The organism is Bacillus sp. FJAT-45066 (assembly GCF_002335755.1).
GTDB lineage: Bacteria > Bacillota > Bacilli > Bacillales > Bacillaceae_I > Bacillus_CD > Bacillus_CD alkalisoli.
In genome coordinates, this window is record NZ_NISQ01000001.1 from 3,586,408 (window position 1) to 3,600,255 (window position 13,848).

Genomic DNA, 13,848 nt, shown 5'->3' on the forward strand with positions numbered 1-13,848 from the left:
CTCCCTCTTTCTAAACAAGTTTATTAGTATATACTATGTAATCTAGCGAAAGAAAATACCAAACTCTATTAACAAGCACGCCAAGCTACTGTAAAGAATTTATAAATTTCCGAAGTAGTTTTTCATTCTAGCATTTTCCTTACGATAATCTATTACCCTGTTATATGGTAAATTATTCTTCTTTAATTCATTTTCCCATTCATCAAATAATTCTTCATACGCCATTTTTTCCTCTTCTACTAATTCCGTCCATTCATTATAAGTAGTGGCAATCTGTTTAGAAGAAGTAACAGTTAATGCTGCTGTCTGATATTCACGTAATTTTTCTTTTATTTTTACTAACTCTACAGCATACGTTAATTCTATCTTCTCTAGCTTACTACTAAAGTTGCGATCGATTTCTTGAACTATTTCACGTTGATGAGCAGTTACTTCTACCACTTTTTCTTCGTGCAAAAAGCTTTCTGTAGGTACTGTTTTTATTAAGTAAGACGTTTCATTTCGTTTTTCCATTGGCTTTGCTATGAAACTTGAACTTGTTTGTGTTGAAATAATTAATGCAATAAACAGTAAAACTAGTAATAAATACATTCTCATTTCGAGTCCCTCCTTTACTAAAATTATTGGCAAAAAAGAAACTTTTTAATCAATCAATTCATTTCATTATTACGGTTCGTTTAATGAAAAACGAATATTTCAGTGAAATACGAAATAATATGTTCGTTTATTAAAATATGTAAATACAGAATTCGATGCTATCATTCGTTTTTCGTATAGTAGTCATACAATATGAAACGGACTCCAATAAAAAAATAGTTTAATGGATTTCACCATTTCGATTTGATAATATTCATAGGTTATGAAACGCGCTCTGTTACTACTAACATACCTTTTTAGAAAATAAAATATTTTTCGACAAATTCTTCCTATTTCCAAAAAATGATATTGGGAATATAATCCTATTGGTAGGTGTTTTCTAATAGACTAGGAGGAGAATGAGATGAGAAAGTTGTTTTCCGTAAATGTGATCATCGCGTTTACATTAGTTTTTTCCTTATTAAGTCCAGCTTTATCACTGGCAGAAAAAGTAGAAGAATCAGTAGGTATTTTGCTAGATTCTGCTGAAGTGACAGAAGATGGAGTTAATTTAGTTTGGAAGACGGTCGATGCTGATACAGAAACGACTGAAGTAGAGCGATTTAACGTGTTAGCAAATGGTGTAGTAGAAGAAGTAGCGCCTGTGTTAGTAGAACAAGCGAAAAAAGAAAATGTAGTATTTTCTACATATAAATATGTTTCACCAGCTGTACAAGAATTTACTGTTTATCAAGTTGTGTGGAACAAAGGTGAGCAAACATTACTTAGTAATGAGCTAACTATCAACGAAGTGGAAGAGATGAACGAAGAAGTACCAAATAAAGAACAGGTGGAGACCGAAAAAGAAAAAGAAAATGAAAATGAACCGATTAAACCTGATCTTGATAATGAGGCAACAACACTTACAACGGTAGTAAACGAGCTAGTAAGCGATGTTCAAGATGAAGAATTTAAAGCTAGCTTGTTACAACTTCTAGAAGATGATTTTAATGAAGAAGAGGAAGTTTTCCTCCTTGACACTGGCTTCGTGAATGAAAATAGCTTCCAATTATATTGGTTTGCTTATGTACCGGACAAGAGAATTTCAACATATGACTTATACTTAAATAATGAATTTGTTAAAACGTATAAGGCTAGGGATTACGAACATACTTTTACGAACCTGACAGCGGATACTTCTTATGAAGTAACGGTAAAGGCGTATGATCGGAACAAGAATTTATTAATAGAAGAGTCGCTAACTGTTGCGACATTCCCTGACCCAACAGGTGAAGTTGTGACGTTTGCTGACGTAAATCTACAAAATGCAATTAAGGCACAACTTGGTGTTACAAGAGAGTTACGAGAAAGTGATTTAGATAAAATAAATCAATTAGTTGCGTATGACGCCTCTATTGAAAATTTAGAGGGGATTGAAAGATTAGTTAACTTACGATTCTTATTATTATCAGAAAACAATATCTCATCGGTTGCTCCATTAAGTGCGTTGACGAATTTAGAAGTATTAATTTTAGATGACAACAAAATTGTCGATGTTAGTCCGTTAAAGACATTAACAAACTTAAATGTACTGGTTCTTAGCTATAATCCTGTGCTAGATATTAGTCAGCTAGGTACATTGACGAATTTAGAAGTATTATTAATAAACGACACCATGATCAGCGATATTGCGGTCATCGAACAGTTTATTCATTTAAGTTACCTAATGCTTGAAGGATCTGCAGTAGATTACTCTGAAGGTACAGAAGCATATGCGCTTTTACTTCGATTACAAGAAGCTGGTGTATACATCGATGTTTTAGATGAATATTTGGAGGATGATTTCGAAGTATGGGTGGATGCTATTACAGAAAACAGTGCACGCATTTTATGGTGGTACTACGATGAACAAGGAAAAGATGTAACGTTCCATGTACAGTTAAACTGGCAAAATTATGCAGTGACGAAAGATGGGCAGTTGGAATTAAGAGGGTTAACACCGAATACAACATATGAGTTGTATATAGAAGTAATGGACGAAAATGGGGAAGTCATTGATTTTGGTTATGTTATGTTTGAAACATTATCCGAACCATCAGGTGAAATCGTAACAATTACAGACAATCAGTTACGAGATGTAATAAAAGAAATTCTATTTCTGGAAAGAGATATTTACGTATCTGATATGGAGCGACTATATTGGTTAGACGCTGAATACCGTGGTATTAAGAGTTTAGAAGGATTACAGTATGCGAAAAACTTATACTCTCTATATGCTATGGGGAATGAAATTACAGATCTGTCACCTCTTGCAAACCTTGAAGAATTAATGTTCGTAAATTTAAGCGAAAACTTAATTACAAACATAGATGCATTAAACGGATTATATATATTTGAGTTAGACTTATCATTCAATCCGATTAGTGACATTTCTGTACTAAACACGTTAGAAGATTTATCTTATCTTTTCTTACACAACACAAACATTACAGACATTTCTGTACTCCTTGATTTAGAATACTTAGAGTTTGTGACGTTATTCAACATTCCAGGACTAACTTTCGAAGAAGGAACGCCTGAATTTGAAGTGTTACAACTTTTATTAGCAAAAGGCGTAACGGTTATCACAAGTGAAGACGACTATCATTTCTATTCTGATATTGAATTTGACTTACTTTACGTGTCAGATGAAGAAATAGAACTAGAGTGGTATTACTACGGTGAAGAAAATATAGCTGGATATTACGTTTTACTAGATGGCGAATGGGTGGATGATGTAGAATACGGTTACTATTATTTCGAAGACCTATCACCAGACACACTGTATACAATTGAAGTTCTTGCTTATGATGAAGAAGGCCGGATTGTCGACAGTAACTACATGGAAGTTTTCACTGATTCTAATGGTGATTATGATGAGGAAGAAGAATTACCAGAAACAGACATTGAGGACGAAGATGAAGTGGTAACGCCAGTAAAAGAGAAAAAAGAAGAGAAAGTTAATAAGGAAGACAAGAAAGTAGAGGCTGAAAACAAGTTACCGAATACGGCTACGAACACAATGAACTTTATCCTATTCGGAATAATTTTATTACTTGTTGGCGGACTTGGTTTATTCACTAGTTCACGAAAAAGATTAGCATAATTTTAAAGAGGCTGGGACAAAACCCAGTGAATTAAAAGAAGAGGCCTGTAAGGACATTTTTTTGTTCTTTCGGGCCTCTACTTTTTGAACTTCATCAGCATTATGAAGTTCAACTACAACTAATTTTTTATGCCAGATGAACTTCATTAGCCTTATGAAGTTCAACCACAACAAATTTTTAATGCCAGTTGAACTTTATTGGCCTTTTTGTCCCAAGCCCTTTGTTGTTGTTGGAAGACACAAGTCAAACGTTTTTTTCTAATGGTGTAATTGAAGGTTTCGTTAGAAAAGTTACATTTAGATTACAAATAATTCATATTGACAAAAGTTGTAAAGAAACAATAAGAAATAGTTTATTAAAACTGTATTTTTTGATATGATGGTTAACGACAATTTAAGCCTATTCTTGCTAAATATCTACTTTATTTCAAATACTATAGGCAAAAACGAGAAAGGCTGTTTTCAATGAAAAAAGTAAAAGTACTATTCTTTATATATCAAATGGGTGGCGGTGGAGCTGCACGTACGCTACTGAATATCATTAACAACCTTGACAGATCGAAGTTTTCACCAATGTTAGTGACGTTAAATTTTAATGGTTCCTACGAAAAAGAGTTAAAAGACGATGTTGTCTTCATGAAATTAGATACAACAAGATTAAGTCGTTCTATATTTAAACTGGCAAAAATTATTCGTGAACAAGACATTGACCTTGTTTTCAGCACGATTCCAAGAGTAAACACGATTGCAATCCTTGCAACGAAACTATCTAGAACAAAAGCAAAGTGTGTTGTAAGGGAAGCGGACAACTTAGGTGGTACATTTAAAGCGGACATGCAACTTCTAGGATTCGGCCTAGCATATAAACTAGCTGATCAAGTAGTGTCCTTATCAGAAGGTGTAAAAGAAAACCTAGTCAAAAAATATAAGGTTAAAGCAAACGATATTGAAGTAATCTATAATCCGGTTGATATTAGTAATATCAACCAACAATTAGAAAATAATGATATGCCCCTGGAACATAAACAAATTTATAATACGAATGATAAAGTTATTGTTACAGCAGGAAGGTTAGTGGAGCAGAAAGACCAAAAAACTTTGCTTAATGCTTTTGCAAAAGTGAATGATAAGATTAAGAGCAAACTCATTATCCTGGGGGAGGGTCCGCTTAAAGGACAATTAGTAAATCAAGCAATGAAGCTTAATATTGAACAAAGAGTTCATTTTATAGGGTTTCAAAAAAATCCTTATATTTACTTTCAACAAGCTGATCTTTTTGTTTTATCCTCCAAACACGAAGGATTTAGTCACGTTGTTGCGGAAGCGCTTGCTACTGGTGTACCTGTTGTGTCTACTGATTGTAAATCGGGACCTAAAGAAGTGTTATCAAATGGTGCATATGGTCAGCTGTGTGAAGTTGGAAACTCTGATGAACTGGCGGATAAAATGCTGATGGTTCTTTGTTTGGAAAATGAGTCCGTTCAAGAAATAATCTCGAATGGTTATAAGCGTGCAAACGACTTTGATGCACGAAAAATCTCCAAAGAGTATGAAAAAGTATTTTTAAATACATTAGAATAATTACAAATCTATTAAAAAATAATGAGGTGTTTCTTTTGAAAGGTATTATTTTAGCAGGTGGTAGTGGAACTCGATTATACCCATTAACTATGGTAACAAGTAAGCAGCTTTTACCGATTTATGATAAGCCGATGATTTATTATCCATTAAGTACATTAATGTTAGCTGGAATACGCGATATTCTAATTATTTCTACACCGGAAGATACACCGCGATTTGAAGCGCTTTTAGGTGATGGGTCACAATTTGGCATAACACTTAGTTATAAAGTACAGCCTAGTCCAGATGGGTTAGCACAAGCATTTATAATTGGGGAAGATTTTATAGGAGATGACTCAGTAGCGATGGTTCTGGGTGATAATATTTACTATGGTAGTGGTCTTAGAAAGATGTTACAAAGGGCCGCATCCAAAGAAAATGGTGCAACTGTTTTCGGCTATCACGTACAAGACCCTGAACGTTTCGGTGTAGTAGAATTCGACGAAAACGGGAAGGTATTGAGTGTGGAAGAAAAACCAGCACAACCTAAATCTAACTATGCAATTACAGGTTTGTATTTCTATGATAATAATGTAGTAGAAATTGCAAAAAATGTGAAGCCATCTAGCAGAGGTGAACTTGAAATTACATCTGTAAATGAAGCTTATTTAAAGCAAGGGGATCTAAACGTAGAATTACTTGGTAGAGGATATACATGGCTAGATACTGGTACGCACCAAAGTTTAGTTTCTGCTACTAACTTCGTACAAACGGTTGAAGAACATCAGGGTATCAAAATAGCAGCTCCTGAAGAAATTGGATATATTAATGGTTGGATTCCAAAAGAAGTATTGGTAAATTCTGCTGAAAAATTAAGTAAAACAGGTTATGGTCAGTATTTAATGAAAGTCGCTAATGGAGATATTAAATACTAACCTAAAAGGAGGAGCTTGTATTATGAACATAATACCTACTAATTTAGAGGGTGTTGTAGTAATAGAGCCGAGAGTATTTGGCGATCATCGTGGATGGTTCATGGAATCATATAATGAAGCTAGCTTTAAGGAAGCAGCTTTACGTTTTAACTTTATTCAAGACAATCAATCGTTTTCTGCTACAAAAGGTACATTAAGAGGACTACATTATCAGTTGAGTCCAAAAGCACAGACAAAATTAATTAGATGTACAAAAGGTGCAATTTATGATGTGGCGGTTGACATTCGTAGAGGAAGTCCTACTTTCGGAAAATGGTATGGCATTGAATTAAACGAAGAAAATAAAAAACAATTATTAGTTCCGAAAGGGTTCGCACACGGTTTTATTACGTTAACGGAAAATGTTGAAGTTCAATACAAAGTGGATGAATTATATGCACCAGAGTTTGACAGAGGAATAATTTGGAATGATCCTACAATCGATATTAAGTGGCCGTTAGATGTGTCACCGATTTTATCAGAGAAGGATAAAATAGCTCCGCAATTAGAAGTGGCAGAAAATAATTTTATTTTCGGAGAGAAAATATGAAGATTTTAGTAACGGGATATACTGGTCAACTTGGGTATGATGTTGTAGAGATAGGAAAAACTCAAGGTCATGATATGATTGGAGTAGGTTCCAGAGACTTAGATATTACAAATGAATCAAGTGTTATGGCATTTGTGGAAGACATTAAACCAGAAGCAATTATTCACTGTGCAGCTTATACTGCGGTTGATAAAGCAGAAGATGATAAAGAGAATGCTTGGGCAGTTAATGTTTTAGGTACGAAATACCTTGCTGCTGCAGCTAAAAGTGCAGACGCAAAGTTCATTTATATTAGTACAGACTATGTGTTTGATGGATCAGGAAACACTCCATTCAAAGAAACTGACCAACCTAATCCTATAGGCTACTATGGACAAACTAAGTACGAAGGAGAACAACTTGTTCAACAAATAGTAGATAAATGGTTTGTTGTCCGAATATCTTGGGTTTTTGGTAGGAACGGGAATAACTTTGTAAAAACTATGCTACGACTTGCCGAAACACGTCAAGAGTTAAATGTAGTAGGTGACCAATATGGATCCCCAACATATACATACGATCTAGCAAAGGTATTACTAGAGATGGTTCAAACTGATAAGTACGGTATATATCATGTGTCAAATGAAGGGTATTGCAATTGGGCTCAATTCGCTGAAGAAATATTTGCACAGTCTAACTTGGATGTTCGGGTAAACCATATTACGACAGAAGAATATCCTACAAGGGCGAAGAGACCTAAAAATTCTAGAATGTCAAAGGAAAAACTTGTAGAGAAGGGGTTTCATCCTATGCCTAGATGGCAAGAGTCACTATCTCATTATCTACAAGAATTAAAATTTGAGGTGGAAAAATGAACAAGAAAAAGATACTTGTAACAGGTGGAGCTGGATTTATAGGAGGCAATTTCGTTCAATACATGGTGGACAAGTACCCTAATTACGATATTTTTAATCTAGATTTATTAACGTATGCTGGTGACCTAACGAAACACAAAGAAATTGAGAATAAAGAGAATTACCATTTTGTAAAGGCAGATATTGCAAATCGATCAGAAATTGTTCCTCTATTTAAACAAGAAGAATTCGATTTTGTTGTTCATTTTGCAGCGGAAAGCCATGTTGACAGATCTATTACGGAGCCGGAGATTTTCGTAAAAACAAATGTACTCGGCACTCAAGTGTTATTAGATGCATCAAAGGAGATAGACGTCCAGAAATTCGTCCATGTTTCAACAGATGAAGTATATGGAGAATTAGATTTTGACCCTTCTACATTCTTTACAGAAGAAACTCCTTTGCAGCCAAATAGTCCGTATAGTGCGAGTAAAGCTTCCTCTGACATGTTAGTTAGGGCATATCATGAAACATTTGGATTACCAATGAATATTACACGTTGTTCAAATAACTATGGACCATATCATTTTCCGGAAAAATTAATACCACTAACAATATCAAGAGTATTAAACGATCAAAAAGTTCCAGTGTACGGGGATGGCAAAAATATTCGCGACTGGTTACATGTATTAGATCACTGTTCAGCTATTGATTTAGTTTTACACGAAGGTGAAAATGGTGAAGCGTATAATGTAGGTGGTCATAATGAGCGTACAAATTTAGAAGTTGTAAAAACAATTATTCAAACGCTTGGTAAAAGTGAAGATCTAATTGAATTTGTAACAGATAGATTAGGGCATGATAAGAGGTACGCGATAGATCCTACAAAGTTAGAAAAGCTAGGATGGAAACCAAAATATAATTTCGAAACAGGTATTGCTCAAACTATCCAATGGTATGTGGATAATGAGGAATGGTGGAAAAATATAATCAGTGGTGATTATAAAAATTACTTTACAAAGCAATATAACATTTAATAAAGGTTAAATACCTCGGCTATTGTTCGAGGTATTTTTTTGTTGTTCTGACTAGTAGCCCCTATTTTATAAAACTGTTTAGAAATCATATTCAATATACGAAGAAAATGGTAAAATTGTAACGGATTATATACATAATTATTATATATAGGCTGTGTTAAAGGTTATTGTAGATTTTTAAAATCTTTCTAGCTGTAGATCTCCGAGCATATCGGAGACTCCTCGAAAATGCTACCGTATTTCCTTTGTGCGATGAATCGCTGTCGTAGCCTTCCTTGTCCTGCGGGAGAAGCGGGGAACGAGAGACCCGCAGGCGAAGCAGAGGCTCACGGGTTCGCCCGCGGTAAGCGAAGATATGCTCGGAAATCAACAGCGGTCTTTAACAGAGCCAATAAATAAGAGGGGAAGATTATATGAGGAAAATTGCCGTAGTCTTAGTTTTTGTACTAATGTTTAACTTGTTTTTCTCTGTAACAAACACAAGTGCTCAAGAGTATAGTAAATTCGAAGAAATTCATGTTGGTGAAGTGACTGAAAACGAGGTCACTCTAGCAGAAGTTGATAGTACTATTGAAGAAGAGATAATGGAAAGTAATACTTCAACTTTCGAAGAAGTTAATCTAGAAGAAGAGGTAGATTATACTTTAACGCATGAAGAAAGTAGTTTAGAAGAAGAAGTAGATCATACTTCAATTATTGAAGAAAGTAGTTTAGGAGAAGTAGATCATACTTCGCAGAATGAAGAAACTAGATTAGAAGAAAATAATGAAAAAGTAATAGAGGGAGAAAATAACTTATCAAATGCAGATGCACCTACTGAAGAAGACTCTCCACTTGTAAATGAAGAAGTTGCTGAGAGTCCTGAGGAGTGGCTTGCTAAGATAAATGAAGAGACAGATCACATAAAAAAACTAGAATTATCTATAGAAGCAAACCTTCTATTTCCAACTGATCAACGGTTTATAGATGAAATAAACAAGCATGCAGATTCATTATTTAATGCTGCTTCTAAAGAGCAAAGCAATGGTAAGTATGATGTAGCTCGTACGTATTATGAAATTATTTTAAATGCACCTCAGGTGAACAGTAGTTTAGGAGAAATAGTTTCTTATCATAATTATTATGCTAATGTAAATAAACGTACACCTGAACAATATTACGAATATGCAATTAACCAGAGACATTACTTTGATCGTATTAATCTATTTAATGAAGGATTTAATTTATACACTAATACGGAACAAGAGATTGGCAATTTTGTACAAGGCTTAAACGTAAGTGCTCAAATTTTATTAAATTGGTCTATAAGTAAGTACGAAGGAAATGAACTTGATTTAGGTTTACGTGGGCTAGAGCTAATACTCGAAACAACAAGCATTAACAGTCATTTTAAACAAACGGCTGAAAGTCATCACCAAATCGCGTTGCATCAATATGCTATGAACCATATTCACTATACGGAAAGGCTTGCTTTATCTATTAAAGGCTATAGTCTATATCCTACCAATTCACACTTTGTTCACGCTATTAATACAAGCGCTAATGTTTTGTTAAGCTGGACAAAAGGAAGACATAGTGCGGAAGATTTTGAAATAGCGCTTGATAGATATAATCTTATCCTTAATGCTCCACGGTTAGATACAAATATTATTAAACAAGTAGAATATCTACAAGGGTATGCAAATCAAAATAGATTAACTCCTGAACTATACTATAATTGCTCAATAAGTGAGCTTCATTATATTGATAGATTAAATAAGTTTAATGAAGGATTTCAACTATTTTCACCTGCAGAACAAAGAATTGGTAATTTTGAACAAGGTTTAAATATAAGTGCACAGACATTTTTGAATTGGTCCATTCAGAAATATAGAGAAAAAGATTATGAATCTGCAAAGTATGGAATGGAAAGCGTTATTGCTTCACCGAGAGTGAATTCGACGATAAAACAAAGTGCAACAGACCATCTAAAAACAGTATTATTTGACTATGCAAGGACGCATCCTCACTTTACAAAAAGACTGGATATCTCTATTCAAGCATATTTCAACTATCCGTCTGATATACGATTCACCGATGCAATAAATAGTAGTGCAACTTCTTTAATGCAATGGGCAATAGAACGTCAAAATAATGGCGAATTTGAAATTGCTGTAGAGAGGTTTGACCGTATTTTAGCTGCACCAGTATTAGATTACAAGATTAAGAGTAATGTAGATTATCATAGAAGTTTTGCTATTCAGAATAAAAAAACACCGGAGCAGTTCTACAATTACGCAATTAGTCAAGTGCACTATACAGACAGACTTGATTTATCTGTAGAAGGTTATCGATTATATAACGGTCATTCCCTTTTTAGAACTGCCATACACAATAGTGCAACAACATTATTTAATTGGACGAAAGCAAAGCACTTAGAAGAAGAGTATAGCCTGGCGATCGATAGATACAATAGAATAGTAGTCGTTCCTACATTGAATTCTGTTTTAAAGAGAGATGTAGAATATCATTTAAGTTATGCGTTACAAGAGAAAAGAACACCTGAACAATTTTATAAGATTGCCATTAATCAAGTGCATTATACAGAAAGGCTTCGTTTATCCATTTTAGGTTATGAAATGTATTCAGGTAACAAATTGTTTGTTGATGGAATTAATTCTAGTGCTGAACTTCTTTTTGCTTGGGCGAAAGGGAAGCACTATGAAAGAGATTTTGAAACTGCCCTTAACAGGTATAACTTAATTCTTGCTTCTCCTGCATTAAATGATAAAAATAAATCAGAAGCAGAGTATCACAGAACATATGCTCAACAACAAAAACTAACACCAGAACAATACTTTGATTATGCAATTGGCCAATTTCACTTCAGAGATAGAATAACTAAGTTCAACGAAGGATTTAACTTATATAACCAATCAGAGCAAAATCGAGCTAGTTTTCAAACAGGGTTGGACTCTAGTGCGAGATCATTATTAAACTGGACAAAAGGACAACATCAAAATAGTCAGTTTGAAGTTGCAAGGAATAACTATTCATTTATTATTAACGCTCCAAGAATAGCGTCTAGTATAAAAGAAGAAGCTAGAGGCTACCTTACACTTGCGGAAAAGAATATTCCGCTAACGCCTTATAAAAAAATTGTAAATGCTAGCGTACAAAATTACACATATGCTCAAATGGTGAAAGATATTGAACTATTAGAGCAGATGTACGGTGGTCTTCTTAAAAAAGAAATAATAGGTAAATCACTTGACGGTAGAAATATATATGCGATTAAACTGGGTACCGGGAAAAATGAAGTTGTTTTTAGCGGATCTTCCCACGCGAGAGAACATATGACTACAAATGTATTAATGAAAATGATCGATGAATATGCATATGCATACATGACTAATGGCAAGTTTGATGGATTTGACGTTAGAACGGTTTTAAACAACACAAGTATATGGTTTATTCCTATGATGAATCCGGACGGAGTGACTTTAGTTCAATTAGGTCCAGATGCGCTAGGAAGTAACTTAGCTAAACAAGCTATTCACTTTAATGGAGGAAGTAGAAACTTCACAAGTTGGAAAGCAAATGCTAGAGGAGTGGATTTAAATAGACAGTTCCCTGCAATGTGGGATACTATTGCAAATAATCCTGGTAAACCTAGCGAAAGTCATTATAAGGGTCCTAGACCTTTGAGTGAACCAGAGGCATTAGCCGTATATGATTTTATTCGAAATAAAAACTTTACACTCTCAGTTGCATATCACTCATCAGGTAATATTATTTATGCTAGGAATCCAGGGCCAGTCGTAAATAAAGTTTCTCAAAAAACAGGTTATAATATTGTTAATCTAACAAATAGCAGATCTGGCGGAGGATTAAATGACTGGTTTGTAACGACTTACAAAAGAGAAGGATTTACACCAGAAATATCACCGTATGTAGGAAATAGGCCAGTACCATTATCAAATTGGAATGATATTTGGAGCCGTAATCAATCAGTAGGCCTTATTGTTGCAGACGAAGCTCATAAGTTTAACAGATAAAATATTAAATAGAAGAAGGTAGTTTCAGTATTGCTGGAAACTACCTTCTTCTTTTGATTTTGGTTGTATTTCCAAAATCAACTTCTTTTAAAAGTCTAAATTTTTTATTATAGGCTAAAGTAATAATAGTTAATGAACATATGTAAGGAAAAAACTTGATAAATGTTTCATAGACCGTTATTCTAAATTATGTTGTATTGAATTAGAAAACAGAACAATAGAAAAAAAGCTTCCTCTTCACAAAAAGGGGTGAATTTGGTTGAATTCTTTAGAGAAAAATAGTGAAAAGCCATTAGTTTCTGTCATAACGCCTTCTTTTAATTCAGAAAGATTTATAAAAGACACAATCGCTTCTGTTATATCTCAAACTTTCAATAATTGGGAAATGATAATTGTAGATGATGGATCTAGTGACAATACGATTAAATTTGTTAAAGAAGTAATAAAACATGACCCACGCATTAAGTTAATACAACTTCATCAAAATAGTGGGCCTGCAATAGCTAGAAATGTTGCATTAGAGCATGCAAAAGGTAGGTATGTGGCATTTTTAGATAGTGATGATCAATGGCTTCCAGAAAAATTAGAAAAGCAATTGAACTTTATGCAAAAGGAAAATGTCGCTTTTTCTTTTACGGGTTACAAAATGATTAAAGAAGATGGAAGTGAAATTGGGGATATTATTGACATACCTAAATCCGTTTCTTATGATGACCTGCTTAAACAGAATATGATAGGATGTTTAACAGTAATGATAGATAGGGATATTATAGGTGATGTGAAGATGGTTAATATTAGAACAAGGCAAGATTATGTGTTGTGGCTTAATATTAGTAAAAACGGCTTTAAAGCATATGGCTTAAATAGTGTTTTAGCAAAGTATAGAATAGTTAATAATTCGATATCGAGAAAGAAATGGAAGATGGCAATTCAAAATTGGAAAGTCTATCGTGAAATTGAAAGAATGAGTATATGGAAAAGTTCCTGGTATTTTATTTTTTACCTTTACTATAAAGGTAAAAAATATATGAATAAGTCCATTTAAGTTATTTTTTGGAAGTTATTCCAAGAAAAAAAGGTATTATTTATTGTTTTATATAGTTAATATAGAGAGAAAAATTGTTAAACATCAGTTA

The 13,848-nt window shown here is 33.8% G+C and carries 9 protein-coding genes; 8 read left to right on the top strand and 1 reads right to left on the bottom strand.

Annotated features, from left to right (window positions below; all coding sequences use genetic code 11):
* Positions 1-99: 99 nt before the first annotated feature.
* Entirely contained in the window at positions 100-597 is a 498-nt protein-coding gene (locus tag CDZ92_RS17950; protein ID WP_096156569.1) for a hypothetical protein, read from the bottom strand.
* Positions 598-1,000: 403 nt separating this feature from the next.
* Here CDZ92_RS17950 and CDZ92_RS17955 point away from each other — a divergent pair, with 403 nt between their 5' ends.
* The 8 genes from CDZ92_RS17955 to CDZ92_RS17990 all read left to right on the top strand — a co-directional run bounded on the left by CDZ92_RS17955 (position 1,001) and on the right by CDZ92_RS17990 (position 13,757).
* Entirely contained in the window at positions 1,001-3,721 is a 2,721-nt protein-coding gene (locus CDZ92_RS17955) for a leucine-rich repeat domain-containing protein (protein WP_096156570.1), read from the top strand.
* Positions 3,722-4,186: 465 nt separating this feature from the next.
* Entirely contained in the window at positions 4,187-5,302 is a 1,116-nt protein-coding gene (locus CDZ92_RS17960) for a glycosyltransferase (protein ID WP_096156571.1), read from the top strand.
* 35 nt (positions 5,303-5,337) lie between these two features.
* Entirely contained in the window at positions 5,338-6,216 is an 879-nt protein-coding gene (gene rfbA, locus CDZ92_RS17965; protein WP_096156572.1) for a glucose-1-phosphate thymidylyltransferase RfbA, read from the top strand.
* A 22-nt stretch (positions 6,217-6,238) separates the two neighbouring features.
* The gene (gene rfbC / locus CDZ92_RS17970; protein ID WP_096156573.1) at positions 6,239-6,805 is read left to right on the top strand and encodes a dTDP-4-dehydrorhamnose 3,5-epimerase; all 567 of its coding nucleotides are present in this window, start codon (positions 6,239-6,241) and stop codon (positions 6,803-6,805) included.
* A complete protein-coding gene (gene rfbD / locus CDZ92_RS17975) occupies positions 6,802-7,659 on the top strand; it encodes a dTDP-4-dehydrorhamnose reductase (protein ID WP_096156574.1) in 858 nt (285 codons plus the stop codon). The genes rfbC and rfbD overlap by 4 nt, the downstream gene beginning before the upstream one ends.
* Complete coding sequence (gene rfbB / locus CDZ92_RS17980) at positions 7,656-8,675, top strand: dTDP-glucose 4,6-dehydratase (protein WP_096156575.1); 1,020 nt, start codon at positions 7,656-7,658, stop codon at positions 8,673-8,675. Before rfbD ends, rfbB begins: the two co-directional genes overlap by 4 nt.
* A 413-nt stretch (positions 8,676-9,088) precedes the next feature.
* Entirely contained in the window at positions 9,089-12,712 is a 3,624-nt protein-coding gene (locus CDZ92_RS17985) for a M14 family zinc carboxypeptidase (protein WP_096156576.1), read from the top strand.
* A 259-nt stretch (positions 12,713-12,971) separates the two neighbouring features.
* Complete coding sequence (locus tag CDZ92_RS17990; protein ID WP_441296495.1) at positions 12,972-13,757, top strand: glycosyltransferase family 2 protein; 786 nt, start codon at positions 12,972-12,974, stop codon at positions 13,755-13,757.
* Positions 13,758-13,848: the final 91 nt, after the last annotated feature.

Coding starts and splice junctions, on each gene's coding strand:
- CDZ92_RS17950 (WP_096156569.1), bottom strand. CDS start 597: ATGAGAATGTATTTATTACTAGTTTTACTGTTTATTGCATTAATTATT.
- CDZ92_RS17955 (WP_096156570.1), top strand. CDS start 1,001: ATGAGAAAGTTGTTTTCCGTAAATGTGATCATCGCGTTTACATTAGTT.
- CDZ92_RS17960 (WP_096156571.1), top strand. CDS start 4,187: ATGAAAAAAGTAAAAGTACTATTCTTTATATATCAAATGGGTGGCGGT.
- rfbC (WP_096156573.1), top strand. CDS start 6,239: ATGAACATAATACCTACTAATTTAGAGGGTGTTGTAGTAATAGAGCCG.
- rfbD (WP_096156574.1), top strand. CDS start 6,802: ATGAAGATTTTAGTAACGGGATATACTGGTCAACTTGGGTATGATGTT.
- rfbB (WP_096156575.1), top strand. CDS start 7,656: ATGAACAAGAAAAAGATACTTGTAACAGGTGGAGCTGGATTTATAGGA.
- CDZ92_RS17985 (WP_096156576.1), top strand. CDS start 9,089: ATGAGGAAAATTGCCGTAGTCTTAGTTTTTGTACTAATGTTTAACTTG.